The 25,286-nt window shown below is 53.9% G+C and carries 22 protein-coding genes; 4 read left to right on the top strand and 18 right to left on the bottom strand.

Translation table 11 applies throughout. The features are described 5' to 3' along the window. Positions 1-84: 84 nt before the first annotated feature. The 6 genes from F4555_RS04795 to F4555_RS04820 all read right to left on the bottom strand — a co-directional run bounded on the left by F4555_RS04795 (position 85) and on the right by F4555_RS04820 (position 5,669). Positions 85-1,329, bottom strand: coding sequence for a prephenate dehydrogenase (locus tag F4555_RS04795; RefSeq protein WP_115326129.1), 1,245 nt, complete (start codon positions 1,327-1,329; stop codon positions 85-87). A gap of 92 nt (positions 1,330-1,421) precedes the next feature. Next, positions 1,422-2,258 (bottom strand): pseudouridine synthase, encoded by an 837-nt coding sequence (locus F4555_RS04800; RefSeq protein WP_004012303.1) that lies wholly within the window; start codon positions 2,256-2,258, stop codon positions 1,422-1,424. Further along, a complete protein-coding gene (gene scpB / locus F4555_RS04805; protein ID WP_004015782.1) occupies positions 2,251-3,015 on the bottom strand; it encodes an SMC-Scp complex subunit ScpB in 765 nt (254 codons plus the stop codon). The genes F4555_RS04800 and scpB overlap by 8 nt, the downstream gene beginning before the upstream one ends. Next, a complete protein-coding gene (locus F4555_RS04810; RefSeq protein ID WP_004012301.1) occupies positions 3,012-3,830 on the bottom strand; it encodes a segregation and condensation protein A in 819 nt (272 codons plus the stop codon). Before F4555_RS04810 ends, scpB begins: the two co-directional genes overlap by 4 nt. Beyond that, the gene (locus tag F4555_RS04815; RefSeq protein WP_004012300.1) at positions 3,820-4,662 is read right to left on the bottom strand and encodes a ParA family protein; all 843 of its coding nucleotides are present in this window, start codon (positions 4,660-4,662) and stop codon (positions 3,820-3,822) included. The genes F4555_RS04810 and F4555_RS04815 overlap by 11 nt, the downstream gene beginning before the upstream one ends. A 47-nt stretch (positions 4,663-4,709) precedes the next feature. Beyond that, positions 4,710-5,669 carry a site-specific tyrosine recombinase XerD gene (locus F4555_RS04820; protein ID WP_004012299.1) on the bottom strand — a complete coding sequence of 320 codons (960 nt, stop codon included), beginning with the start codon at positions 5,667-5,669 and terminating at the stop codon, positions 4,710-4,712. 91 nt (positions 5,670-5,760) lie between these two features. Here F4555_RS04820 and tkt point away from each other — a divergent pair, with 91 nt between their 5' ends. Then, positions 5,761-7,842: a transketolase gene (gene tkt, locus F4555_RS04825; RefSeq protein WP_115326024.1), complete on the top strand. Its 2,082-nt coding sequence runs from the start codon at positions 5,761-5,763 to the stop codon at positions 7,840-7,842. A 31-nt stretch (positions 7,843-7,873) separates the two neighbouring features. On the opposite strand, the gene F4555_RS04830 is transcribed toward tkt, so the two are convergent. Continuing rightward, positions 7,874-8,923 (bottom strand): TPM domain-containing protein, encoded by a 1,050-nt coding sequence (locus F4555_RS04830; RefSeq protein WP_115326023.1) that lies wholly within the window; start codon positions 8,921-8,923, stop codon positions 7,874-7,876. 15 nt (positions 8,924-8,938) lie between these two features. Next, complete coding sequence (locus F4555_RS04835; protein WP_115326022.1) at positions 8,939-10,015, bottom strand: TFIIB-type zinc ribbon-containing protein; 1,077 nt, start codon at positions 10,013-10,015, stop codon at positions 8,939-8,941. Between the two features lie 149 nt (positions 10,016-10,164). Between F4555_RS04835 and F4555_RS04840 the strand changes: the two genes are divergently transcribed. Next, positions 10,165-11,304, top strand: a complete 1,140-nt coding sequence (locus tag F4555_RS04840) for an SPFH domain-containing protein (protein WP_004015775.1) — start codon at positions 10,165-10,167, stop codon at positions 11,302-11,304. A 75-nt stretch (positions 11,305-11,379) separates the two neighbouring features. Continuing rightward, the gene (gene deoD, locus F4555_RS04845) at positions 11,380-12,102 is read left to right on the top strand and encodes a purine-nucleoside phosphorylase (RefSeq protein ID WP_115326021.1); all 723 of its coding nucleotides are present in this window, start codon (positions 11,380-11,382) and stop codon (positions 12,100-12,102) included. Here deoD and F4555_RS04850 read toward each other — a convergent pair. From F4555_RS04850 to F4555_RS04875, 6 genes are all read right to left on the bottom strand, one after another. After that, a complete protein-coding gene (locus F4555_RS04850) occupies positions 12,095-13,393 on the bottom strand; it encodes a thymidine phosphorylase (RefSeq protein ID WP_115326020.1) in 1,299 nt (432 codons plus the stop codon). The genes deoD and F4555_RS04850 overlap by 8 nt on opposite strands. After that, on the bottom strand, positions 13,394-13,801 hold the full coding sequence (locus F4555_RS04855; protein ID WP_004012292.1) for a cytidine deaminase: 408 nt from the start codon (positions 13,799-13,801) through the stop codon (positions 13,394-13,396). 65 nt (positions 13,802-13,866) lie between these two features. Next, positions 13,867-15,165 carry an ABC transporter permease gene (locus tag F4555_RS04860; protein ID WP_004012291.1) on the bottom strand — a complete coding sequence of 433 codons (1,299 nt, stop codon included), beginning with the start codon at positions 15,163-15,165 and terminating at the stop codon, positions 13,867-13,869. Beyond that, positions 15,162-16,514, bottom strand: a complete 1,353-nt coding sequence (locus F4555_RS04865) for an ABC transporter permease (RefSeq protein WP_115326019.1) — start codon at positions 16,512-16,514, stop codon at positions 15,162-15,164. Before F4555_RS04865 ends, F4555_RS04860 begins: the two co-directional genes overlap by 4 nt. Continuing rightward, on the bottom strand, positions 16,511-18,031 hold the full coding sequence (locus F4555_RS04870) for an ABC transporter ATP-binding protein (RefSeq protein WP_004012289.1): 1,521 nt from the start codon (positions 18,029-18,031) through the stop codon (positions 16,511-16,513). Before F4555_RS04870 ends, F4555_RS04865 begins: the two co-directional genes overlap by 4 nt. Before the next feature lie 89 nt (positions 18,032-18,120). Beyond that, a complete protein-coding gene (locus tag F4555_RS04875; RefSeq protein ID WP_115326018.1) occupies positions 18,121-19,206 on the bottom strand; it encodes a BMP family lipoprotein in 1,086 nt (361 codons plus the stop codon). Between the two features lie 244 nt (positions 19,207-19,450). Between F4555_RS04875 and F4555_RS04880 the strand changes: the two genes are divergently transcribed. Continuing rightward, positions 19,451-21,172 (top strand): phospho-sugar mutase, encoded by a 1,722-nt coding sequence (locus F4555_RS04880; protein WP_114990468.1) that lies wholly within the window; start codon positions 19,451-19,453, stop codon positions 21,170-21,172. Between the two features lie 31 nt (positions 21,173-21,203). On the opposite strand, the gene deoC is transcribed toward F4555_RS04880, so the two are convergent. The 4 genes from deoC to F4555_RS04900 all read right to left on the bottom strand — a co-directional run bounded on the left by deoC (position 21,204) and on the right by F4555_RS04900 (position 25,210). After that, complete coding sequence (gene deoC, locus F4555_RS04885) at positions 21,204-21,851, bottom strand: deoxyribose-phosphate aldolase (RefSeq protein ID WP_004018047.1); 648 nt, start codon at positions 21,849-21,851, stop codon at positions 21,204-21,206. A 164-nt stretch (positions 21,852-22,015) separates the two neighbouring features. Beyond that, a complete protein-coding gene (gene secG / locus F4555_RS04890; RefSeq protein WP_004012285.1) occupies positions 22,016-22,408 on the bottom strand; it encodes a preprotein translocase subunit SecG in 393 nt (130 codons plus the stop codon). An 829-nt stretch (positions 22,409-23,237) separates the two neighbouring features. After that, positions 23,238-24,014 (bottom strand): triose-phosphate isomerase, encoded by a 777-nt coding sequence (gene tpiA / locus F4555_RS04895; protein ID WP_004015772.1) that lies wholly within the window; start codon positions 24,012-24,014, stop codon positions 23,238-23,240. A gap of 5 nt (positions 24,015-24,019) precedes the next feature. After that, entirely contained in the window at positions 24,020-25,210 is a 1,191-nt protein-coding gene (locus F4555_RS04900; protein ID WP_115326128.1) for a phosphoglycerate kinase, read from the bottom strand. Positions 25,211-25,286 lie beyond the last annotated feature (76 nt).

The raw sequence follows: 25,286 nt of genomic DNA on the forward strand, positions 1-25,286 counted from the left end.
CCTGCTTGGCGGGGGCATTACGAGTCCCCGGAATCACACTGGATAATGTAACTATCCTAATTTAGCGTCGCCCGAGCAGTTCCGCTACAAACGCGCTACTTTCCAGCCGGTTTCCTGGAGGTGACCGCTCAGTGGTTCCACCGAGGCGGGGATAACGTAGATGTAGGCCAGACCGCGTGATTGTCCCAGCGAGTGTTCGATACGGAAATCTTCGATATTGATTCCGGCGGCACCGATTTCTTGGAACAGTTTCCCCAGAAAGCCGGGTTTGTCTGGCACCAATACCGCCACTTGACCGTAGTTTGAGGCCGCGTCGCCGTGTTTGCCGGGGATACGGCCGACACCTTCGTTGCCTCGGGTCATCACCGTGTTGACGGCTCCCACGGCGCCTTTAGTCCAGGTTTCGTTGCGGGGGGTTCCGTCGAGAGCGCTTTCGGTGTCGCTCACCTCGGGTGCTGGGGTGGGGTTGGTTTCGGATTCATGAGGTGCCATTTCATGAGAAGCTAATCCGGCAATCAAAGCCGCGAGGTTTTGTTGCATTTGCAACAAAACCTCGCGAACAGCTTGGGAGTTTCCCGCCAAAATCGCATTCCACAATCTTGGATCCGAAGCCGCTACCCGCGTCACATCGCGCAATCCTCCCCCGGCCAGTTCCAGGGATGTCGCCGGGGCATCAATCAGCAATCCAGCCATCAGGGATGACACGAGCTGAGGCACATGGGAAACCAGCGCCACGGCTCGGTCGTGTTCTGTGGCTCCGAGGGACACCAGGAATGCTCCCACATCTATTCCTAAAGTCCGGGCAGCTAGAACTGCCGTAGACGCGGTGTCCGGGTGCGCTACCACCACCCAGGGTCGCCCGGTGAACAAATCCCCAGAGGCTGCCCCGATACCATTAACTTCTTTGCCTGCCATCGGATGGACAGAGCAATAGCGACTGGCCGCATCAGGTTTCCCAGCCAAAACTGCTGCGACTATCGGAGTTTTCACCGAGGACACATCTAGGACAATGGATGTTGGGAATTCCACTAGCGCCTCGCAAACAACGCCGGCGGTGACATCGGGTGGGGTGGCTACGACCACAAGGCCTGGCTCGGGGAGGCCAGGATTCCACGGGGTGCCGGCACCCAAGCTGGCACCTAATGAAACGGCAGTAGGGGAAGCATCACGCAAGTAAACCGATAAGCCCAGACGGGTCAAAGACAAACCCAAGGAACCACCGATTAGCCCGGCTCCGATAATCAAAACTGGACCTTTTGTACCCGCCGTTCCACTATCGCTAACACGCGTATCGACCGCTCCAAATTCAAGGTTTTTTGTACCTAACATTCCACAATTGGGAGCCGCCTCACGTCTCGATTCGTAGGAATCTGTACTATTCGTTACAGATTGTGTTACTTCCTTCACTGTCCCGCTCATGACTATAAACCCACCATTTCCTGCAGCTTTACCAAATCGGAACCGGTTAGTAGCCGGAAATGACCTTCCTTCAAATCCCCTAGACGCAGCGTTCCAATCGCGGTGCGGGTCAAAGCTGAAACCGGATGCCCCACCTCTGACAGCAGTCGGCGCACCACACGATTCTTGCCAGAATGCAGCGTCAACTGAACAATCGAGGAACCCCGCCGAACCTCAACCAACTTGAAAGTATCTACCTTAGTCACGCCATCTTCGAGTTCCACGCCTCGGCGTAATACCTTGCCCAATCCAGGTTTAACCTGGCCTTGCACCATCGCCACGTAGGTTTTGGGCACCTCGTAGCGAGGATGAACCAAGCGATTAGCCAAATCGCCATTATTGGTAAGCAGAATCAGCCCGGCCGTCGCCACATCCAGGCGCCCCACGTGGAACACACGTTGGGGAAGCTTCGTCGCCCAATCCCCCAAGCATGGCCGGTCATCCTCGGGTTGCATGGTAGAGACCGTCCCCACTGGCTTGTTAAAAGCCCAAACCTGTAAGGCAGCATCCGTGTGAATTCGCTGGCCATTTACCGTTATGCGCGCACTAGGCAAAACTTTCAGCCCCATTTCCGTCACGGTTTCACCGTCCACCTGGACTCGGCCACGTTTAATCAGGTCTTCACTGGCACGCCGCGAAGCCACCCCGGCCTGCGACAGCAGTTTCTGTAGCCGAACCGGTTCTTCCGGAATCTCCACCGCAGGCGAAGCGCCCGGATTAGAATCAGAGCAGAGCGCGTGCTCGGGAACCTCGGGAATAGCCAGGTTCGTGTCCTCGACAAGGGTTTTCGTTTCATTCATGAGTTGCTCCTAACTGTGCCTCGCTAAATTCCTTAACACCACGCTGGGTCTGGGCATCCAAAATTGCCTCGGCCGCCTCGGTTGCTTCCGCTGCCAATACCCCAGATAAATCCGGATTTGCTGGCACATACGGTGCCAGCGGCGGCAAATCCTCCAGGCTATCCAAACCGGTTTGCTCTAAAAAAGCCGCCGTGGTTTCATATAGAATCGCCCCCAGATTGGTCTGGCCGCACTCCGCAATCAAACCCCGTGCCGTCAGATTACGCATCACCGAGTCTACATTCACCCCGCGAATCGCGGCGACTTGCCCCCGGGTACAAGGTTGCTTGTAGGCCACCACTGCCAAGGTCTCTAAAGCGGCCTGCGATAGTTTGCCTGAAGAACCCAGATTTACAAAACCAGCGACCAGTTCCTGGAACCGAGGCGCGGCATAAATCCGCCAACCTCCAGCGCTTTCACGCAGCTCAAAGCCCCGTGACCGCGAGCCGGTTTCGCCGCGATATTCGGCCGCTAAAGCGGCTAGCGCCTCATGAATCCGCGCCTCCGGCACCGCTAAAACGGTAGCAAGAGAAGTTAACGTAACTGGAGCCTCGGAAATCATCAAAATGGCTTCGAGACCAGACAACAGCTCCGCGTCCGAGGCAAACCCATCCCCAGATTCCGCCACGATGGCCGTGGCGGGCGACGCTTCGGGCTCCGACACGAAATCCCCCATAGGTTCCCCCCAGAATCCCCCGCCTGCTAGTAGGTCATTCATTGCCACTCCCCTTCCGCATCACTAAACGCCGCGTCGGAATCATCTGACTCGACCGTTTCAGTTGAATCCACCGGCTTTCCCACCCAGGTAATAACTAACTTACCCAAAGGATATTCCTGGTCGAAACTGAGGTGGCCATGACGATACATGTCCAACAACGCCAAAAACCGCGAAATTATCACTGGCAAGGTCTTAGCATCCGCCACCAACTGGCGGAAAGTCAAGGAACCCGCCTGGCGCAAACGTTCGGTCAAAACCTGGCTTTGCTCAGTGACGGAAACCAACGGATCATGCAGATGTGCCACCAGTACTTGAGGCGGCGTAGCGAAAATCGCCCCGGCGGCGCGACGAGCCAAATCCTCGCAATCAATCGTGGTTTTAAGGCTAGCCAAAACCCCCTTGAGCAGAGGCTCCGCCCCCGGTACTCGACCCATCGCCGAACCGTATTCATCCCAGTTATAGGCAATAAACCCGGCAGCCTCTTTGTAGGTTTGGTACTGAATCAAACGAGAAATCAGCAAATCCTGAGCCTCCAACAGTTCCAGGTCTTCCTCGGTTTCCACCATCCCCGGCAGCAACCGCGCGGCTTTGATGTCCAGCAAAGTCGCCGCAATAACCAGAAACTCGGTAGCTTGGGACAGCGAGGGAAACTTGGCGATGTATTCCAAGAATTCGCTGGTAACCTCGGCCAAAGCGAAAGCCGTGATATCAAGTTTTCGTTTCGCCACCAAATCAGCTAAAAGATGAAACGGACCGGTATATTCCGCAGTGTTTACTTCGAAAGACGGGTTTTTAACCGAAGAATCAGGCGACATATCCCTTGGCGACCACTTCACGTGCCAAACGGCGATAGGCCTCAGCTCCGTCATGAGTTGGCGCGAACTCGGTTATCGGACGCGTTGCCACCGTAGAATCCGGGAACTTCACCGTGCGGTTAATTACAGTGGAAAACATTTTGTCCTGGAAAGCCTCGGTCAAACGTTCGAAAACCTCTTTGGAATGAAGCGTGCGCGAATCTACCATCGTTGCCAAGATTCCGTCCAGCTGCAGGCGTGGATTCAAACGGTCGCGCACCGTGTTAATCGTCTCCATCAACAAAGCCACCCCGCGCAGCGCGAAAAACTCGGTAGCCACCGGGATAATTACCCCGTGGGCAGCCGTAAGCGCATTTACCGTCAACAAGCCCAACGACGGCTGACAGTCAATAACTATCAGGTCATAATCCTGTTCCACATCACGCAAAACCCGCGCCAAGATGGTTTCACGCGCCACTTCGTTAACCAGCTGCAACTCGGCGGCAGAAAGATCAATGTTAGCTGGAATCAAGTCCAGATTCTCTGTGCCGGTGTTCTGAATCACATCGCGAATAGTCACATTGTGGTGACCACTGAGCATCAGAGAATAAATCGTGTTATCCAATTCGTGACCGTTAATCCCTAAACCCACCGAGGCTGCGCCCTGCGGGTCAAAATCCACCAACAACACCCGTCGACCATAACCGGCCAAAGCCGCCGAAAGATTAATAGCCGTGGTGGTTTTCCCCACCCCGCCCTTTTGGTTGCACATAGCGATAATACGCGCCGGACCGTGCCCAGACAGGGCGGGGGGCTCCGGAAACTCCGTGTCTTCGGGCGGAACCGGCATCATAGCGGGCTGAGACGTTTTCACATAATTATCTTACCGAAAGATTTCGGCTAAGTGAGCCGGGCGCGAGGGTGTGCCGAAGCATAAACTTCGAGCAACATCTGTTTCGAGACTTTCGTATAAATCTCCGTGGTCGTCACCGAGGCGTGACCCAGCAATTCCTGCACCACTCGGATATCCGCCCCACCCTGCAACAAATGCGTGGCAAAACAATGCCGCAACGTGTGGGGATGCACCGGACGGTCTATCTGAGCGCGCTTGGCAGCAGCCTGAATAATCGCCCAAGCGGTTTGGCGCGACATCGGTTTGCCGTAAGTATTTAGAAACACCCGCCCTCTGGATTGGCCTTTTTCCGCCAGCGTCGGACGCACCCGCACCAAATAAGCCTGGAGGGCTTGACATGCCTGGTGACCAAGCATCGAGATTCTTTCTTTGCGCCCCTTACCGAAAAGCCGCACCAAAGCGGGTTCCGTTTCAAAATCAATATCATCCAGCACCAGATTCATCGCCTCCGAGATACGCGCGCCACTGGCGTAAAGAAACTCCAACAGGGCACGGTCGCGTAGAGAATTACTGTCTCCTGGGGAGCTCGCGGCGGCTAACAAAGCCTCCATTTCCTCCAGGCTCAAGGTTTCTGGAAGACGACGCGGCAACTTGGCAGGCTTTACGCTCGAAGCCACATTGGCACCTAATGAACCCGAATCAAACAGATAACGGTGCCACGAGCGGGCAGCCGCCAAACAACGCCGCACCGAAGTCGACCCTAGCGGCGGGAACGAAGCAAAGCCATCCCCCAAAGCCCGCACGAAGCCTTCCAAATCGACCTCCGTGACCTGCGCCAGCGTATCACGCCCCAATATTTGCAGATACGCCACGTAACGCTGCAGGTCACGTTGGTAAGCTGCAATAGTGTGCGGGGAAGCACCACGTTCCACGCTCAGATAGTTCAAGAAATCCTGGGGATTTAAACCTGGCGTCCAACTGGGATTTGCAAAATGTACAGAACCCATGGCTAATACCTCCTGAACATCGTATTTTTTTATATCATCAAGGTGAACAATTTGTATCCATTAACTCGTCATATTTTAAGGAGTTACGAAAATGAGTTTTCAAGCCACTGAGCTCGATTTAAAGGCTATTCGTCAATCCAAAGCCCTCGCAGCCGATATGGTCGAAGCTGCAGGTAGCGGACATCCTGGCACACCGATTTCATTAGCTCCAGCCGCCTATTTGCTATATCAATACGTCATGAACACGAATCCTAAAGACCCGAAGTGGCTGGGACGTGACCGTTTCGTCCTATCGGCTGGACATGCCTCGGCGCTGCAGTATGTACAGCTTTTCCTCGCTGGTTACGGGATAGAGATGGAGGATTTAAAGAAACTGCGACAAAGCGGAGGTTTACTGACCGGGCACCCCGAGTACGGGGTGCAACCCGGTATCGAAGTTACCACCGGCCCGTTAGGGACTGGAGTGGCTGCCGCTGTGGGCATGGCCATGGAGCAACGACGCTTGCGCGGTATGCTTGATTCGAGCGCACCGCTGGGTAAATCCCCGTTTGACCATTATGTTTACGTGATTTCCGGGGAAGGATGCCTGCAGGAAGGCATCGGATACGAAGCCTGTTCCCTGGCCGGTACCCAAAAACTCGGTAACCTGATTTACCTGTATGATGACAACCAGATTTCCATTGAAGACGATGTCAAGATTGCTTTTAACGAAGACATTCGCGCCCGCTTCGAATCCCAAGGCTGGCATTATCAAGAGGTCAACTGGTTGCGTTCCGACGGCAGCTACGCAGAAGATTTGACTGCACTGTACGCGGCTATCACCGCCGCGAAAGCGGAAACAGAGCGACCTTCTTTGATTAAACTGCGTACCATTATTGGCTGGCCAAGTCCCTCGAAACAAAACCATGGTGCAATTCACGGTGCTCCCCTGGGCGCCAGTGAGCTGGCCGGTTTGAAAGATGCCTTGGGCATGAATCACGACCAGTCCTTCGTCGTGTCCCCCGAGGTGTTGCAGGCCACCAGGGAAAACGCCGCGCTTCGCGCCCGCAAAGCCTACGAAGCCTGGATTGAAAGGTTCGAGGCGTGGCAGCAGGCTAATCCCGAAGGCGCGGAGCTTTTACAGCGCTTACAAGCCGGGAAACTGCCTGAGGGCCTTGAGCAGGTGTTACCGAAGTTCGAAGCCGGCAAAGCCCTGGCCACTCGCGCTGCAAGCGGCAAAGTGATTAACGCCCTGGCTGATGCCATGCCGGAACTGTGGGGTGGCAGTGCGGACTTGGCCGGATCCAACAACACCGACATGAAGGCAGAACTGTCTTTTGCTCCGCTCGAGCATGGCACCAAGTCCTGGCAAACCTCGCCCTATGGGCGCAACCTGCACTTTGGGGTACGCGAGCACGCGATGGCCGGGGTGATGAATGGTATTGCGGTTTCCGGCTTAACCCGTCCTTACGGGGGAACCTTCTTTGTGTTCTCGGATTTCATGCGCGGAGCGGTTCGCCTGGCGGCTTTGATGGGATTGCCGGTTACTTATGTATGGACCCACGATTCTGTCGGGGTGGGCGAGGACGGTCCGACCCACCAACCGGTGGAAACCCTAGCAAGCTACCGCGCCATGCCCGGGATTGCGGTGGTACGTCCCGCTGACGCAGAGGAAACCGCCTGGGCGTGGCTGGAAGTATTGCGTCGCCGTGGTCCGGCCGGATTGGTATTGACTCGCCAGGGCGTGCCGAATCCGGGGCGTGCGGAATCCGGTTTAGCCCCTGCCAGCGAAGTGGCTCGTGGTGGTTATGTATTGAAGGATTTCGGGGAAAATCCCCAAGTCTTGCTGCTGGCCACCGGTTCGGAAGTATCCTTGGCTTTGCAAGCCGGCCAGGTTTTATTCGAAGAGGGCTTCGTGGCGCGAATCGTGAATCTGCCTTGTCTGGAGTGGTTTGAGGAACAAGACCAGGCCTATCGTGATTCGGTAATTCCCCCCAGGGTGCGCGCCCGGGTTTCCATCGAGGCCGGAGTAGCTATGCCGTGGTACAAGTACCTGGGTGATGCCGGGGTGCCGGTTTCCATCGAAACATTCGGGAAGCCAAATTCAGGTGCCGAAAACTTCAAATTCTTTGGTTTCACCGTGGAAAACGTGGTGGCTAAGGCCAAGGAGTCACTGGCAAAGGCAAAGGCATAGACAAGGTAAAAAGCGGCTCCGCGCAACTCCCCTAGAATTTCGAGGAGCCCCCCGTCCAGCCGCCGCTTGAAAAACTGGATCTCGACGAAGAAGATGACGAGGCCTTGGGAATTTTCACTGAAGTCACATAGGAATCCACCAAGATATCGTCCGCATTCGTGATGCGCGAGGAGCCTGGTACCACGTAGTATCGGGCTCCTTGCTGTCGTTTTATAGTGTTGTGTTGTGTCCACAACGTCCACATCACCAGCCCGGCAATGCCCGCCGCCAGCACCAGCGTGGTTAGGATTCCAATACCGGTGTAGTTTTCGGATTGTTGCGAGTAGTCATTCCGGTATTTGGAGCTATCGCTCGCGGCACTACTGTACTCCCGACCGGAGGTATCGCCGGAAGAATACTTGACTGTACTTTTCCAAACTCGCAGGTAGTTGGCGGCTTGTTGCAAGAACAGCTCACCGCCGCCATCCCAGTCGTCTTGTCTCAATGGCTTACGCATTTTCGCCAGAATCACGTCAACCACATAGTTAGGGAAGGCCTGTTCCGCCTCGCCCTGTCCCCCGATGTGCATATCGCGACTTTCGGGGCAAATCATCAAGATTTCTCCACTGTGTTGCGAGCCTTCACCGAGTTTCGCGTCGCGGAAATAGTCGATGGTCCAGTCTCGGGGGTCTCGACCGTTCAAGGAGGAAGTCGTAACGATATAGATTCCTATCCCGTATTGTTTGGCTAGTTCAGCGGCACGTTGGTTCCAAATCGAAATTTTTTCGGGGGAAAAGATTCGGGCATCGTCATAGATATGTCGTTGTGATGCTGTGGCGGGAGTGGTGGGTGCGGCCGGGATAGCGGTTTGGCTGGGGTTGGTTTCTGGAGCCACCGCCACAGGGTTGGCGGGGTCGGCGGCCATTGGATTAGTGGTTGCGGATTCATGAGGTGCCAGTCCCGGGTTCACAGCGTTTTGCAGGGATTGCGGGCTGGCACCTAATGAAACGGCGTAATCAGCAGGAAAGGCTAGCGTCCCCAGAAAACCAAGCACCAGAAGACCCGAAACAAACCAATACAGAAGATTCTTTTGATATAACATACACTTTCCCCTTCCTTAACCGAGCATCTGTGGGATAACAAAGGCAAAAACAGTGACACCAGTTATTGCGGCTAGGGGGAAGAACAGCCCAAAGAAACCTCCCCAGAACTTCGCCCAGGAAACCGGAAAGGTCCCCACGAATTTACCGGTTTGCCCGTTCATAGCATATTGGTAATTCTTACCGTTCCAGGTAATGTTCATCAGCCACACCGGCAAAAATACGTATTCCAAGTCGCCGTAAGCGGGTTTAATCTGGCAAGAGGTCTCTTTAACTGAGGTAAATCCGACCACAGACTGGCGCATTACCTCGGAGGTAGTGTGTTTCATCCGATCCAAGGCACGGGGATTGGCCTGGTCAGAGTCAATGTCGTATTTATTCGTCACAAAACCACTGAGATACCCCGGAGCAAAGTCAGTGGATTTCGAGTAATCAAAGGGCTCGATAGCTTCGGTAATGTCACCGGTAATCTTGGATGTTCCTGACACTGGTACATCCAGATAACCGACCTCACATTCACGTTCTACCTGGTAGATACGGTGTTCAGTGTATTCATAGTCCCCGGAGCGCCACGAGCGAACTCGTTCTGCGCGATAGGTAGCCTGACCCGCAACCGAAGCGTCATAGAGCCAGTAGGGAACATATACCCCTTGAACATCCATCATATTAACATTCCGGAAGTCTTTCGGCAGTAACCACAATTTTTTCATCCTAGCATTAAAGGCGGCCAGAGCCTGCTCTTTAGACATGCCGAAAGGAATCATCCGATCTGGCACGCGAGTGCGGGTTAACTGGCTGGTGGACACGAAATTATTGTTACACCACGGACATTTCGTGGAAACCGTGTCGGGATTACCCACAATCTCGCCACCGCAGGAGCCACAGTGAAACGTAGCTAGATGCTCGCCAGTGGATTCGTCTATATAGGTAGCAGGAGCCTCACTCCAGCCCGATTGGGCATCCTTAGCGGAGGCTTCTTCGCCTTCAGGAACAGTGAAGGTTGAACCACAGAAATCACATTTCATTTCCCCACTGGGCGCATCAAAGCTCAGAGGCGCCCCGCAACTGGGACATTTGATTTGTACGTCACTCATCTAGAATTCCTTGCATTTAACTAGGACAGTTCGTTGCTGTTTTTGCCGAAATCGGTTTTAAACCTAGCTTAGTGGCAATGCATGGATAAAATGAGTGTCAGAGACACAACGATTCAAAAACTTTAGTATTACTAGACAGGAGGACAGCAATGGGTTTAATTCAAGCAGTGGCCGGAGCCATCGGGGGTGCTATTAGCGACCAATGGTTGGATGCCATCGTCGCCACCGACATGGGGGAAGGCATCGTGTTTGTGCGTGGCCACCAGGCACGGCGGCATAATGCCGGTGGGGACATTATTACCGATGGTTCCAAGATTATTGTCTATGACAACCAGGCCATGTTGATTACAGATTCAGGAAAAATCGTGGATTTTTCCACCGACCCCGGAGCATATACATTTAGCTCCGCCACCACGCCATCCCTGTTCAACGGGAATTTTGAAGGAGTTTTACGCGACACTTGGGAGCGTTTCAAGTTCGGCGGTGCCCCCAGCGGCCAACAGAAGGCCTTCTTTGTGAATCTGCAAGAGATTAAAGGCATCAAGTTTGGCACTCCGAATGCCGTACAATACTTCGATAATTTCTATAATGCCGAGCTATTCTTGCGGGCACACGGCACGTATTCGATTCGAATCGTCGACCCCCTGAAGTTCTATGCCGAAGTGGTGCCACGCGACGCGGAACGGGTACACATCGACGATATCAAGAATCAGTACCAGGCCGAATTTCTGGAAGCGTTTTCCGTAGCTTTGAACAAGATGAGCGTGGACGGGATTCGGATTTCCCAAGTACAGTCCCATGTGGGGGAACTGTCCAAATACATGCGCGATGCGCTGGACGAAGAATGGGAAGCCACGCGCGGCATTGAAATCCAGGCAGTGGGTATCGCCTCGATTTCCTATGACGAACAATCTCGCAAGCTGATAGACATGCGCAACCAGGGCGCAATGCTGCAAGACCCCTCGATTCGCGAAGGTTATGTGCAAGGCGCCATCGCCACGGGAATCCAGAATGCGGGTTCCAATCCAGCCGGTGCCGGGTCGGCAATGCTGGGAGTAGGCATGGGGATGCAAGCCGGCGGTGGTTTCATGCAGGCCGCCTCGGCCTCCAACCAAGCGCAGATGGCGGCACATCCACAGGCACAGGGAATGTCCGGAACGGGCAGCACGACAGGTGGCGGCACTGGTGCCACTAATTCCCCTGGCGCCAGGTTTTGTTCCAACTGCGGCACCCAATTTGGCCAGCCAAAACCGAATTTCTGTCCCCAGTGTGGCCAGCCAGTTGCATGACGAGTTCACCGTCAAAAATCGCCTCAAAAGCATAAAATAACTACGATAACAACTACTATTCAAGGAGGAAACCTTATGTCTACCCCACATATTTCAGCTGAACCCGGCGACTTCGCACCTGCAGTGCTAATGCCCGGTGACCCCAAACGAGCCGAACGCATTGCTCATATGCTGATGCCGGACGCAAAAATGGTTACCGAGGTACGCGGCATGATGGGATTCACTGGCACTTATGAAGGCAAGCCCCTTTCCGTGATGGGTTCCGGGATGGGACAGCCCTCGTTAACGATATATGCGACGGAACTGTTTAAATTTTATGGGGTACAACGTATTATTCGGGTAGGAACCTGTGGGTCTATCTCTCCACTAGCGCAGGTCGGTGACACGGTAGTCGCGATGACGGCACACACGGACTCCCATATTAACGTGGCGCGGTTCCCCGAAATCAGCTTTGCCCCTTGCGCCTCATGGAACCTGCTGTCGGCAGCGATGCGAGCCGTTGAAACCCTGCCCGAGACGGATCGCGGACGAGTTCACGTAGGCTCGGTTTTCTCTGAAGATCACTTCTATTTCAAAACCCCTGGTCTGTTGGAAAAACTCACTGCCTATGGCACCCTGGGCTTGGAAATGGAAACCGCAGCACTCTACGGAGCCGCCGCCGAGTTCGGCAAGGAAGCCCTCACCGTGTTGACGGTCTCGGATAACCTGCTGGATAGTTCAAAAGACATGACCCCTGAGGAACGCGAGACCAAGTTCGTCAACACCTTGAAACTAGCAGCGGCGGCAGCGCTTAGCTAATTCGGTCAATAATCAAAGGCCTGGCGCCCTCGAAGGAATCTGAAATCTCCCAGCCACCTTCGAGAGCTTCTAAGGCTCGAGCAAACCGTTGGGGTTCGTCAGAGTGCAAAGTAAACAAGGTTTGACCGGCAGTGACCGTATCGCCTGGTTTAGCATGCAAAGTGATTCCAGCCCCTAGCTGTACGGACTCCCCCGGGCGCGCCCGCCCAGCTCCGGTGCGCCAAGAAGCCACCCCAACAGACAAGGCGTCCAAACGGCTCAAAACTCCACTACGTTCGGCCTTCACTTCCATATGCTCCTTCGCCTTCGCCAAAGGAGCCTCCGGATCACCTCCCTGAGCCCGAATCATAGCTCGCCATGTATCCATAGCCGCCCCTGAAGCTAAGGCTTTAGCCGGGTCTGCTTCTGGTTTACCGGCAGCCGTGAGCATTTCTCGAGCCAAAGCCACGGTGAGTTCCACCACATCCGCTGGGCCTCCCCCAGCAAGCACCTCTACAGCCTCGGAAACTTCGCCAGCATTACCAACTTCACGGCCTAAGGGGGTAGACATATCTGTCAACAGCGCTACGGTGTGTGTCCCGGCATCCTTGCCTAGAGCTACCATCGTTTCGGCAAGCACTCGTGCCTTGTCTACATTCTTCATAAAGGCTCCGGAACCCACTTTTACATCCAAGACCAAAGATGCGGATCCCTCGGCAATTTTTTTAGACATGATGGAAGACGCAATCAACGGCACACAATCCACCGTAGAGGTGACGTCGCGCAAGGCATAGAGTTTCTTGTCAGCAGGAGCCAGCCCCGCCCCAGCAGCACACACCACCGCGCCACAGCCAGTTCCCAGAATCTCCATGATTTTTTCATTACTCAAATCAGCCTGCCACCCGGGAATGGCTTCCAATTTATCCAGGGTTCCCCCGGTATGACCCAGACCACGGCCAGAAAGCTGCGGCACTGCCACCCCGAAGCTCGCGACCAAGGGAGCCAAAGGCAATGTAATCTTATCCCCCACCCCGCCGGTGGAATGCTTATCCGCAGTGGGACGCGGTAAGGAGCCGAAATCCAGACACTCCCCGGAAGCAATCATGGCTTTGGTCCAGTCGAAAATTTCGCGGCGGTTCATACCATTAATAAACACGGCCATAGCCAGCGCCGCCATCTGTTCGTTAGTCACCCACCCGCGAGTATAGGCATCTATTACCCAATCAATCTGGGCAGTACTGAGCTCTTCACCATCCCGCTTAGTTCGAATTACGTCAACGGTATCAAAAGCTTCAATCATGATTTCCTCCATTTATTTATTTAGGTATTCCGGCCCAAAAGATTCGGGCAGTATCTCGGTAAAAGGCTTGCGCCCATCAGGCGTTTCGATGATTAACTCTGGACTAGCATGTTCCCGGATAAGTTGACGACACCGCCCGCAGGGAACAGTCAAAACCGGGGCTAACGCCTCGTGATTGCCATAACAAAGAAACGCCACTAGCTTACCGCCACCACGCAAGGTGAGCTGGGAAATCATGCCACATTCCGCACACAAACCCACCCCATAGGCAGCGTTTTCTGAATTGCAGCCAGTAACAATGTCACCAGCCTCAGTTAAACCGGCCGCTCCCACCTGGTAGTGAGAATAGGGGCAGTAAGCATGGGTCTGTGCCTCTTTAGCGGCCTCATGCAACCTATCCCAATCGCTTTGTTGTATCATAGACTTACTCCATTGTTTGATATATCATTTTATAAAAGCTATGTATCTGGTATTAATTCAGTGGCTTAAAGCGGATAGGGTTTCCCTTCCATAGCAGGAGGACGTACTCTCCCCACGAATCCAGCCACAGCCAAAATCGTCACCAGATAGGGAATCATCAGCAGAAACTCGGTAGGAATAGGGGAACTCGCTGACTGCATCACATAGCCCAAAGCGGTTGCAAAGGCAAAGAGCAGCGACGCTGCCACGGCACCTTTCGGGTTCCACTTCCCCAGAATCATCGCGGCCAGGGCGATAAACCCGTTACCGGCTGCCATATCCTTGGTGAAAGCCAAACCTGCTCCGATGGTGAAATACGCCCCACCTAATCCAGCCAAAGCGCCACCTATCAACACATTGCGCCACCGATAAAGATTAACGTTAATCCCCACCGTGTCAGCCGCGCGCGGGTGCTCGCCACAAGCCCGAGAGCGCAAACCCCATCGCGAACGGAAAATCGCGATATTCAACACCACCACTACCACGTACATCAGGTATACCAAAAGGGATTGCTTGAACAACACCGGCCCGATAACCGGAATGTCAGAAAGAATCGGTACTGCCAAAGGGTCGAGAGACGTGGGGTGATTCAACTTGGCTTCATTGTTCTTTAGCCACGTTGAATACAGGAAGGATGTCAGCCCCACCACCAGCATGTTCAGCACCACACCCACAATAATGTGATCCACACGATATTTAATGGTGAACAACGCCAACAGCACCGCCACCAGAGCCCCCGCTATCGGAGCACCAATCAACCCCAAGTACGGTGATTTCGTTGTGGAAGCTACCACCGCTCCAAGGAATGCTCCCAGCAGCAGCTGTCCTTCGATAGCAATGTTGATTACCCCGGTTCGTTCACATACCAAGCCCGACATGGATCCGAAAACTAGCGGAATAGCCAAAGCCAAAGTTGAATGCAACAATGCCACTAATGGCATCACAGAATCTTTATTGCCCGCTACGACAAAGAGCAGCAACGCTACCAAAAAGAACATTCCAACCAGGCCAGCAAGCCACGCGGGAGATTTGCCGCGCTGCAAAGTAATTTTGGTGGCACCGCCCGCGCCAAGAGCGCACAACACTGTCAGTATCAAAATCGTGGGCTTCGCCGGCACGTTCCAGTTACTGATTTCAAACCAGGTGGTGGCATCCTTGAAGGAAACCACTGAAACCCCCTGTGCAATCAGCCCCATAACCAGGCACAACACCGTCATAATCCAGGTGGAAACAGGCCAACGCCAGTCTTTTTGCAGTTTTACAGTCGAGGAATCGGCTTGACGATCACTCTGGGACTTTTCTAGCAATTCAGTGGATAAACTCATGACTGAGCCTCCTTTCCGCCAGTGGTTTCATGTTCGGTGGCAACCGCCTCGCCTTCAGGCTGGGTATTGGTTTTTTCGGCATGAGGTGCCCCCGCGAGAGTCGGCTCTGACTTGGAATCCGCTTTTGTCGCGGACATCGGTGGCGTGGCCTGCTTGGCAATACGAGAATCAATGGGTTCCGGCAATCTGAAAATCCATCGAATCAAAGGCGGTGCCGCAATCAACAGCACAATGACTGCTTGGGAAACGGAAACGATATCTACCGGGATACCGGCGGCAGCCTGCATGGTGGAAGCCCCGGACGCGAAGGCTCCGAATAAGATTCCAGCCAACACAGTGCCTAGCGGTGTTGAGGCTCCTAGCAAAGCTACCGTAATCGCGTCGAAGCCGATAGACCCGGCCGTTCCCGCCGAGAGAAAGCGCTCTGTGCCTAGGGCGGGGCCGGTGCCGGCCAACCCGGCAAGTGCCCCGGCGATAATCATGGTCAAAGCAATTACGCGATTCACTGAAATCCCAGCAGTACGAGCCGCATTAGGATTAGCCCCGGCGGCGCGTAACTCAAAACCAAAAGTCGAGCGTTCTAATAGCCACCATACAAAAACGGCTGCTAGCAAGGCAATCAGAAAACCAAGGTGCAAGTTAAAAGCAGAACCTAACAGTTTGGGATACGCAGCGGTATCGGGTATTGTCGAGGATTTTCCAGGATATCCGTTACCAATAAACACCCGGGATTTCAAGAAGTACGAAGTCAAGAACACCGCAATCGAGTTCATCATGATGGTCACAATGACTTCATTGGCACCCACCCGGGCTTTGAGGATACCCGGCACTGCACCCCACACGGCACCGCCCAAAACAGCTAAAAGCATGGCTAACAACAGGTGCAACCCGTAAGGTAAAGAAATATTTAAACCTGTCCATACCCCCAAAGCCGCCCCCACCAGAAGCTGTCCTTGCGCCCCAATGTTGAACAAACCGGCTCGGAAGGCCAAGGCTACCGAAAGTCCCGCGAGAATAAGAGGCACGGAACGAGTCAACGAGTTGGTGATGGGCATTATCATTCCTACCGCGCTGGTAGCCTGGTAATCAAAAATCGCCCCCCGGAACAGCGAAGTAAAGAAAGAGGCGAAAGCCGTTCCGGCGTATCCAAAGAAATCGCTAGGTCTGGCGAATAAATATGCTGCACTTTCTTGAACTTTTTGATCGAAAGCTACCACCAACACGGCTGAAACTAACAGGGAAAGCAACACGGCCACCACAATGAGCATCGCCGAGGACGACATAATTTGACGCAAGGGGCTGTTAATCGGAGGGCGATCTGCCTTCTGGGTTGTTTTTACAGCTTTCATTTCGCTGACTCCTGTTCTTCTAGGGGAATTCCAGCCATCATGAGCCCCAAAGCATCCCGGGAAGTATCCGGTGGTACTATCCCGATAACTTTCCCGCGATACATAACCGCAATGCGATCAGCCAAGCCCACTACCTCGTCAAGTTCTGTGGAAACCAGGATTACTCCGGTTCCCGCATCCCGTTGTTCCACGATACGTTTGTGGACAAACTCGATAGAGCCTACATCCAAGCCACGAGTTGGTTGGGAAGCAACCAGTAGTTTCAACGGCCGCGATAATTCGCGAGCCAGAATTGCCTTCTGTTGATTACCACCGGAAAGGGTCGAAATCGCATCACTGGTGGAAGTAACCCGCACGTCGTATTCTTCTCGGAGCTTCTCGGCGTTTTCGGCCACAACCTTGGGATGCATGTTGATTCCGGTGGCAAAGGGAGGACGGTCGTACTGGTCAAGAATCATGTTTTCGGCAATAGAGAAAGAAGCAATCATGCCATCAGTAGAGCGATCTTCAGGAACATAACCGAGTTGCCGCCCCAAACGGGTTTTCACCTTGAGCTTGGAGAGGTCTTCACCAGCTAGGCTCATAGAGCCACCAGCGAGCGGCTGTAAGCCTAGAATGGTACGACACAGCTCTGTTTGACCATTACCTTGCACTCCGGCTATTGCCAAGATTTCACCACTACGAACTTCTAGGTCTATGTGGTCAAGCTTCACCTGTCCGGTCTCATCAGTTGCCGTAGCCTGCTTCATCTCAAAGACCACATCACCGAGCTTTGGTTCCGCTTTCTCCACCGTAAGCTTCACTTCGTGTCCAACCATGGCAGCAGCAAGCTCCGAATCTGTGGATTCTGGTTTCGCGTACCCAACTACCTTGCCTCGACGAATCACCGTAATCTTTTCAGCAGCAGCCTTGACTTCACGCAACTTGTGAGTGATAAACACGATTGAAGTCCCGCTAGCCTTTAGCTGACGCATAATCTCAATGAGTTCATCGGTTTCTTGCGGGGTGAGGACAGCCGTCGGCTCGTCCAAAATCAGCATTTTTGCTTCCCGAGACAGCGCTTTGATGATTTCCACACGCTGCTGGGCACCCACCGGTAAGTCCTCAATCAGGGAATCAGGGTCAATATCGAAACCAAACTTAGCTGATAATTCCCGAACTTTTTTGCGCGCGGAGTTTAAATCTAGTATTCCCACGCCCTTGGTGGGCTCGTAGCCTAAGGCCACCGATTCAGCCACCGTAAACACCGGAACCAGCATGAAGTGTTGATGCACCATTCCGATACCCGCTGCTACAGCGTCTCCCGGGCCTTTAAAAGTCACCGGTTTCCCATCAATGAGGATTTCACCTGCGTCGGGTTTATACAAACCGTAGAGGACATTCATCAGGGTAGATTTCCCAGCGCCGTTCTCTCCCAATAGAGCGTGAATTTCCCCCGGTTCTACAGTTAAATCTATGTGGTCATTAGCCACCAGGGGGCCAAATATTTTGGTTATGCCGCGAAGTTCCAGCCTCATTGATTTCCCTTCTATTATGATTGTCCGCTGGCTAACCGGGGTTTGTGAGCCGCATTTGCGGCTCACAAACCCCGGAATTTAGCACAACATCACGGATTGTTCTTGGACTCGACCTTAATCTTGCCGTCTACAATATCTTTCTTCAGAGCCTCGAGCTTCTCTTTCACGTCAGCGGGCACTTCCGAATCAAGATCATGGAAAGGAGCGATATCCACACCCTTGTTCTTCAAATCACCTACATACGCTTCGGAGGTAAACTTTCCTTCCTTGGCTTCTTTGACAGCGTCAAAGACGGCCTGGCCGATTTCCTTCACTACGGATGTGAGGATTTGCTTCGATTGGTCGGGATACTTTAGCGCCCAGTCTGAGTCAACCCCAACTACCTTGGTGTCTTTACCCTTGACCGCTGCCAAAGTGCCCTGGCCTACAGGACCGGCCACCGGCATCACCAGGTCTGAGCCCTGGGAAACCTGTTGTTCAGTCAGCTGTTTACCTTTGGATTGATCCTCGAAATTCCCAACGAAAGAACCGTTTTGCGCATCTTTGTCCCAGCCGATGAGCTTGACAGATTTACCGTTATCTTCGTTGTACTTCTTGATACCGTCGGCAAAACCATCCATGAAGATGTTAACGGAAGGAATCTGCATCCCACCGTAGGCTGACACTGTCCCGGACTTGCTGGTGGCAGCCGAGACGTATCCAGCCAAATAGGCGGCTTCAGCCGTGTTGAACACCAAAGGCTTGGCATTCTTCATCTCTACAACCTTGTCGTTTTCCATGAAACGGGCATCCACCAGGGCAAAGTTGATTTCTGGATGAGCCTTAGCGGCATCACGCACGCCCTCGTTGAGCATGAACCCAACCCCAATAATAAGGCTGCACTTTTGTGCCACCAAGGAATCAACATTGGGCTTGAAATCTTCGGGCGTCTTGGACTCGGTGAAACCAATCTTGACACCGAGTTCTTGCTCGGCTCGTTTCAGTCCCTCCATCCCGGACTCGTTGAAAGACTTGTCATCAAATCCACCCTGGTCAGAGACCATGCAGGCTTTGAATTCCGAAGGAGCTTTAGCATCGGCAGTTTTGCCGGGTTCGGACTCCGGTGGAGCCGCGCAACCAGCCAAGGCTAGGGTTGAAATCGCTGCCAGGGCAGCAAGCTTTAACTTAGGTACCATAAAACCTCCTAGTTTTTACCTGGCCAAAGACGACCAGTGGCTAACAGAGGTTAATGGTATCTAACCAACCACAGTTTCGCGCTCACACCACCCTGATGTTGAAAAATTACAGCGAATATGACAGATTGTGTTGAAATACTTTACGACATTTTGCCATTACGTAAATATCTCTGCGCTTTTACCACCCCAGTCTTATACCATGTTTTAATCTTCGTTGACGAGGCCAAAAATAAGGAGTTTGAAAATGTATGATAAATGGCTGTCAAATGATCCTGATCCGCAAGACCGCGCCACACTAGAGGCCTTAATTGCGGATCCGAGCCCTGAAGCTCAAGCTGCGCTCAAAGCCGCTTTCGCGGAGGAAATCGCCTTTGGTACAGCGGGGTTGCGCGGCAAAATGGGGCCTGGGCCCGCTTGTATGAACACTGCCGTGATTAGGCGCGCTACTTGGGGACTGTCGGCGGCACTGCGAGAAGTCACTGGAGAGGGATTCCTGGTAGTGATTGGGTTTGATGGCCGCCATCGATCCAAAGACTTTGCCCGCGACACTGCGGGAGTGGTAGTGGCCACTGGCGGCAAGGCGCTGTTGATGCCTCACGAATGCCCCACACCCCTGCTGGCATTTGCCATGGGGAAACTCCACGCTGACGCGGGGGTGATGGTTACTGCCTCGCACAATCCAGCCCAGGACAATGGATACAAGGTATACTTGGGCGGACGCATCGTGACCGGTGCCGGCGCTAATGCCCAGCTGGTTTCCCCCTGGGATGCCAAGATTTTTTCGCAAATCCAAACTGCGCCAGCCGCCAAAGACGTTCCCTGCGCCAGCGAAGGTTGGGATACCATCCCCGAAAGCCTATTTAGCCAATACATTGAACGTGCTGCTTCGCTTGTGAAACCCGAATCACCTCGTGAACTGCGAGTGGTGCTGACCTCAATGCACGGCGTGGGCGCTGAAATCTGTGAATCTAGCTTGGCGCGGGCCGGATTCATCGACGTGCTGCCCGTGGCGGAGCAGCGAGAACCCGATCCGGATTTCCCCACTATCCCCTTCCCTAACCCAGAAGAAGCCGGGGCATTGGATCTTGCAATAGCCTTGGCTCAAGAAAAGCACGCTGATTTGATTGTGGCTAATGATCCTGACGCGGATCGGTGTGCCGCTGCCATCCCCGATAGCAGCTCGCCCACAGGCTGGCGGCAGCTCAGCGGCGATGAAACTGGAACTCTGCTGGGATACTACATGTGTCAACGAGTCAAAGCGGAAGGCAAGCTTTCGGGTGCCACGGTGGCTCATTCTATGGTTTCCGGGGAACTCCTGGACAAGGTTGGCGCTGCTGCTGGAGTGCAACCCATGGTGTCATTAACTGGATTTAAATGGATTTCACGCACGCCCGGTATTGTGTTTGGCTACGAGGAAGCTATCGGAAACTGTTGTGACCCCGAGTATGTTCGTGACAAAGACGGAATCAGTGCCACCGTGAAAATCTGCGAGATCGCAGCGGAACTAAAGGCATCGGGACGCAGTATCGATGATTGTCTTGACGAGCTCTATTTGCAGCACGGACTGCATTTGACAGCCCCGCTCACTTTCCGGGTAGCGGACCTGTCCCTCATCAGCGAGGGGATGCGCCGTCTGCGGTCTTCTGGACTGGATACTCTCGGCGGCGAGCCGGTTACTTTCCGTCATGACCTGTCACAAAACCAGATGCCGGATGCGGAGCATACTTCGGTTCCAGCCGGATGGGAAAACCTCTCGTTACTGCCGCCCACTGATGCCTTGTTCTTTGGCACGGCTTCAGGTACCCGGGTGGTAGTCAGGCCTTCCGGAACGGAACCCAAGTTAAAGTGTTACCTACAGGTTGTTATCCCCATAGTAACTGCAGAGAATCTGGCCGAAAATAAAGCCCTGGCCAAAACCCGCTTGGAAACCATAAAGACTGAGCTATCTCAGGTTCTAGGTTTCTAGCGAGTCTAGACCAAGGCTACAGCCGGAGTCCCTAGAGGGTGTCGAGCACCTTACGTGTTCCTGACAATCCCAATCTGGTGGCTCCGGCTGTCACCATTTCCAAAGCCTGCTCACCAGTGTGGATACCACCCGAAGCCTTGACTCCCATAGAGTCACCCACCGTTTTACGCATTAAGGCCACCGCGTGTGCCGAGGCTCCACCTGCCGGGTGGAAACCAGTGGAAGTTTTCACAAAGTCCGCTCCAGCAGCCTGTGCTGCCTGGCAGCACTTCACTATTTCATCGTCTGTCAGCGCCGCTGACTCGATAATAACTTTCAAAAGTTTCGGGCTGGGAACCTGAGCTTTCACGGCAGCGATATCGGCCTGGACATCTTCCCAGCGGCCATCTTTGACCCAAGATAGATTCACTACCATGTCCACTTCGTCTACTCCGGCAGCCACCGCTAGGCGGGCTTCAGTGGCCTTTGTCTCGGTGGCGTGTGCCCCAGAGGGGAAACCGCAGACAACACACAGTTTCAGCCCGGCGGGCACCTGTAGCGGCACCTGATTGGGCGACACACATATCGAATAGGTTCCCAGTTCTACGGCCTCATCAATGAGCGCCTGAATCTGCGCCTTAGTAACTTCAGGCTTCAACAGAGTGTGATCCACCATTGCAGCTAGAGTATTTCGATTCATTTTTCCTCCATTTCCTAAAGTACTCCCCAAAATTATATAAGCCTTTCCATCGGTTTGCTGCGCCTCTTGAGGAAGTACAGAGACGAGGAAAACCCCGCTCTCCAAAGGTAGAGGCGGAGGCTTCCACTATCAATGACAGGAAGGCGAAATCGACACGTAACGTGCTACTTAGCTGGCTTTTGAGACGCCGGTGCGGATTGAGACGGAGTTTTTTGCGCCGGAGCCGGTGCCTGGGTCGGAGCCAGGTTCGGCTGGGTCGACGCGGGAGCCTGGCTGCTAATTGGAGCTGTTGGACGGCTTGTGTCAGCGACAGCGGGTTTCTCCATGGTGAAGGCGAAAAGCACAATCGCGAACAGCCAGACTAAGGTCACCACCACGGTGGCAATGTTGAGGTTGCGCTGCCCCACCCCGGAAGATGACATCGCGGAGGTTAGCCCCCCGCCGAACATGTCGGACATACCGCCCCCCTGGCCTTTGTGCAGCAAGATGGACAAAATTAGCAACAAAGAGCACAGGAACAGCAAGACCTGTGCGACAACGTTCAGTGCAAATAACATGTTTTCCTTATACTTCCGGAAGCTTCGTTCAATAGCGTCAATAGTACCATGTTCCGGGCGTGTGACTTAGCTCGGCCACACCGTGGCCTCCAAAAACCTCTACAGTCCTCGCACCTATCACACGCAAAACCGCACCCTTTCTGTCCCTTCCAACGCACGCCCCACCATGTCTTTAAACTGGCGAGAGCGCCCGTCTTATTCTGGGCAATATCCGCTACGGTGCCCTCGATGCGCATCGCCCCGGTGGAAGGCGTGACCTGTAAATCCGAATCCCCCGCGTCCTCGGATTCGCTTGTAACTTGCGGTGTTTCCGGGGTGGCGGGTTCATGAGGGGCTTCTGGGGATGAATCAACCTCTGGAGAATTCTCGCTGGTTGTTTCACTCGATTCCAGCGCTGGCGGTGGGTCATCCGACCTGATAGGGTCGGATGACCCACCGGCGGAATTGCCGCATCCGTCTAAGCCAGCAGCATAGCCACTAAACTCGCAGCTCTATATCGCGATACGTTTCATTTCGGGTCACAAACCTTCATAATCATTGGGCTCCACCTCTATTGAGGCATAGGCCGGCACTGCCAAGCCCAGGCTTCCAATCAGGGACAGAGCTGAGGGACAGAGCTGCCCCCACCGCCATAATTCATGACCTGTTCATGAGATTTTCCTCCTGTGCATGTTCACTTAGGAAAACCTGACCGAAATTTTTTTGCTCCAGGAAAACCTATTCCCACCCTCCCCCCGCAGGGTTTTGGGCTAAATGTGAGAAATATCACACTGGATTTTTAAAAATTTTGGAGCCGACAGGAAACCGTCGGCTCCAAAAACCAGGCAAGCTACTTGCCGATGCGACAAATCTTGCCGAATTCTTCGGCCTTCAAGGAGGCACCGCCAACCAGGCCGCCGTCCACATCCGGTTCGGCCATGATGTCAGCCACATTTGCGGACTTCACGGAACCACCGTAGAGGATGCGCATCTTGTCCGCGACCTCCGCGCTGTAGATTTCCGCCAGCTTCTGGCGGATAGCACCACAGACCTCCTGGGCATCCTGGGGGGTAGCGGTTTCGCCAGTCCCAATCGCCCAAATCGGTTCATAAGCCACCACGCACTTCTCGGCTTCGGCCGCCGAAATATCGGCAAAATCAGCCGCAATCTGACCCAAAACGTGTTCCACGTGCTTGCCAGCCTTGCGCACATCTAACGCTTCGCCACAGCAAACAATCGGTACCATACCAGCGGCCAAAACCTTGCGAGCCTTGGCATTGACCACCGCGTCGGTTTCATTGTGGTATTCGCGGCGCTCCGAGTGCCCCACCACCACATAGGTGCAACCCAGCTTGGTCAGCATCGCGGTGGAGACCTCGCCAGTAAAAGCCCCGTTGTCGTGGACAGACACATCCTGGGCGCCGTAGCGAATCTTCATATTATCGCCGTCAATCGTGGTTTGCACGGAGCGAATGTCGGTGAAAGGCGGAATCACCGCGACTTCAACCGCATCGAAATCATGATGATGATCCGCGAGATCCAAATGCAACTGGTTCACCAACTGGATTGCCTCGAGATGGTCGAGGTTCATCTTCCAGTTACCTGCCATAAGTGGAATTCTTGCCATAATAATTAACCCTCCAATACTGCAATTCCGGGCAAAACCTTGCCCTCTAATAACTCTAGTGAAGCCCCGCCACCGGTGGAGATGTGCGAGAACTTCGATTCATCAAAACCAAGCAAGCGCACCGCAGCGGCCGAATCTCCGCCACCAACCACACTGAAGCAATCGCCATCCTGCAAGGCCTGAGCCACCGCTTTAGTGCCCGCCGCGAAGGCCTCGAATTCAAAGACCCCCATCGGTCCGTTCCATGCCACGGTCTTGGACTGGGCAATCTTGGCCGCAAAGTTTTCACGGGACTTCGGCCCAATATCCAATCCCATTTGGTCTTCCGGAATGGCATCGGCAGACACCACGGTCGCGGGAGCTTCAGCCTTAAACTCGGGGGCAACCACCACGTCAACCGGCAACACCAGGTCAACGCCGTTTTGCTTGGCCTTCTCGAGGTAGCCCTTTACCGTGTCAATCTGGTCAGATTCCAACAGGGACTTACCCACCCGGTAGCCCTGAGCCGCCAGGAAAGTAAAGGCCATGCCTCCCCCAATAATCAGGCTATCCGCTTTGGTCAACAGATTCGCAATCACCCCAAGCTTGTCGGAAACCTTCGATCCACCCAAAACCACCGTGTAGGGACGCTCCGGGTTATCCGTGGCCTTGCGCAAAGACTCAATCTCTTTAACCACCAGCAAACCAGCGGCTGCCGGCAGTAACTTCGCGATGTCGTAAACAGAGGCCTGTTTACGGTGAACCACCCCGAAGCCATCAGAAACAAACAAGTCCGCCAACTTCGCCATCTCGGCAGCAAACTCGGCACGCTTCCCATCATCCTTGGAAGTCTCACGCGGGTCGAAACGCACATTTTCCAACATCAAGATTTCGCCGGCCGGCAGTGCCTCCGCTTTAGCCTGAGCATCCGCACCAGTAGTATCAGCAGCCAAAGTCACCTTGGCACCGATTAGTTCCTCGAGTCGCTTGGCCACCGGAGCCAAAGAAAATTCGGGGTTTACCTGGCCTTTGGGGCGACCCAAGTGCGCCATCACGATGACCTTTGCTCCCCCGTCCAAGAGCTTCTTCAAAGTTGGCAAAGCCGCCCGAATCCGACCATCATCGGTTATGACACCGTCTTTGAGGGGCACGTTGAAATCCGAGCGCACCAGCACCCGTTTACCAGTCAAATCACCCAAAGATTCAATAGTTTTCAGCATATTTTTCCTTCTCTATAACAGACAGTAAGACGTGGGCGCCTGAGCCTAGTAAAGGTATCAGGCGCCCACATGT

Origin of the sequence: Mobiluncus mulieris, from assembly GCF_014204735.1 — a bacterium.
Lineage (GTDB): Bacteria > Actinomycetota > Actinomycetes > Actinomycetales > Actinomycetaceae > Mobiluncus > Mobiluncus mulieris.

What these genes read in the sequence shown, in the direction of transcription:
- F4555_RS04795 (WP_115326129.1), bottom strand. Translation starts at nt 1,329, where the DNA reads ATGTTAGGTACAAAAAACCTTGAATTTGGAGCGGTCGATACGCGTGTT.
- F4555_RS04800 (WP_004012303.1), bottom strand. Translation starts at nt 2,258, where the DNA reads ATGAATGAAACGAAAACCCTTGTCGAGGACACGAACCTGGCTATTCCC.
- scpB (WP_004015782.1), bottom strand. Translation starts at nt 3,015, where the DNA reads ATGAATGACCTACTAGCAGGCGGGGGATTCTGGGGGGAACCTATGGGG.
- F4555_RS04810 (WP_004012301.1), bottom strand. Translation starts at nt 3,830, where the DNA reads ATGTCGCCTGATTCTTCGGTTAAAAACCCGTCTTTCGAAGTAAACACT.
- F4555_RS04815 (WP_004012300.1), bottom strand. Translation starts at nt 4,662, where the DNA reads ATGATGCCGGTTCCGCCCGAAGACACGGAGTTTCCGGAGCCCCCCGCC.
- F4555_RS04820 (WP_004012299.1), bottom strand. Translation starts at nt 5,669, where the DNA reads ATGGGTTCTGTACATTTTGCAAATCCCAGTTGGACGCCAGGTTTAAAT.
- tkt (WP_115326024.1), top strand. Translation starts at nt 5,761, where the DNA reads ATGAGTTTTCAAGCCACTGAGCTCGATTTAAAGGCTATTCGTCAATCC.
- F4555_RS04830 (WP_115326023.1), bottom strand. Translation starts at nt 8,923, where the DNA reads ATGTTATATCAAAAGAATCTTCTGTATTGGTTTGTTTCGGGTCTTCTG.
- F4555_RS04835 (WP_115326022.1), bottom strand. Translation starts at nt 10,015, where the DNA reads ATGAGTGACGTACAAATCAAATGTCCCAGTTGCGGGGCGCCTCTGAGC.
- F4555_RS04840 (WP_004015775.1), top strand. Translation starts at nt 10,165, where the DNA reads ATGGGTTTAATTCAAGCAGTGGCCGGAGCCATCGGGGGTGCTATTAGC.
- deoD (WP_115326021.1), top strand. Translation starts at nt 11,380, where the DNA reads ATGTCTACCCCACATATTTCAGCTGAACCCGGCGACTTCGCACCTGCA.
- F4555_RS04850 (WP_115326020.1), bottom strand. Translation starts at nt 13,393, where the DNA reads ATGGAGGAAATCATGATTGAAGCTTTTGATACCGTTGACGTAATTCGA.
- F4555_RS04855 (WP_004012292.1), bottom strand. Translation starts at nt 13,801, where the DNA reads ATGATACAACAAAGCGATTGGGATAGGTTGCATGAGGCCGCTAAAGAG.
- F4555_RS04860 (WP_004012291.1), bottom strand. Translation starts at nt 15,165, where the DNA reads ATGAGTTTATCCACTGAATTGCTAGAAAAGTCCCAGAGTGATCGTCAA.
- F4555_RS04865 (WP_115326019.1), bottom strand. Translation starts at nt 16,514, where the DNA reads ATGAAAGCTGTAAAAACAACCCAGAAGGCAGATCGCCCTCCGATTAAC.
- F4555_RS04870 (WP_004012289.1), bottom strand. Translation starts at nt 18,031, where the DNA reads ATGAGGCTGGAACTTCGCGGCATAACCAAAATATTTGGCCCCCTGGTG.
- F4555_RS04875 (WP_115326018.1), bottom strand. Translation starts at nt 19,206, where the DNA reads ATGGTACCTAAGTTAAAGCTTGCTGCCCTGGCAGCGATTTCAACCCTA.
- F4555_RS04880 (WP_114990468.1), top strand. Translation starts at nt 19,451, where the DNA reads ATGTATGATAAATGGCTGTCAAATGATCCTGATCCGCAAGACCGCGCC.
- deoC (WP_004018047.1), bottom strand. Translation starts at nt 21,851, where the DNA reads ATGAATCGAAATACTCTAGCTGCAATGGTGGATCACACTCTGTTGAAG.
- secG (WP_004012285.1), bottom strand. Translation starts at nt 22,408, where the DNA reads ATGTTATTTGCACTGAACGTTGTCGCACAGGTCTTGCTGTTCCTGTGC.
- tpiA (WP_004015772.1), bottom strand. Translation starts at nt 24,014, where the DNA reads ATGGCAAGAATTCCACTTATGGCAGGTAACTGGAAGATGAACCTCGAC.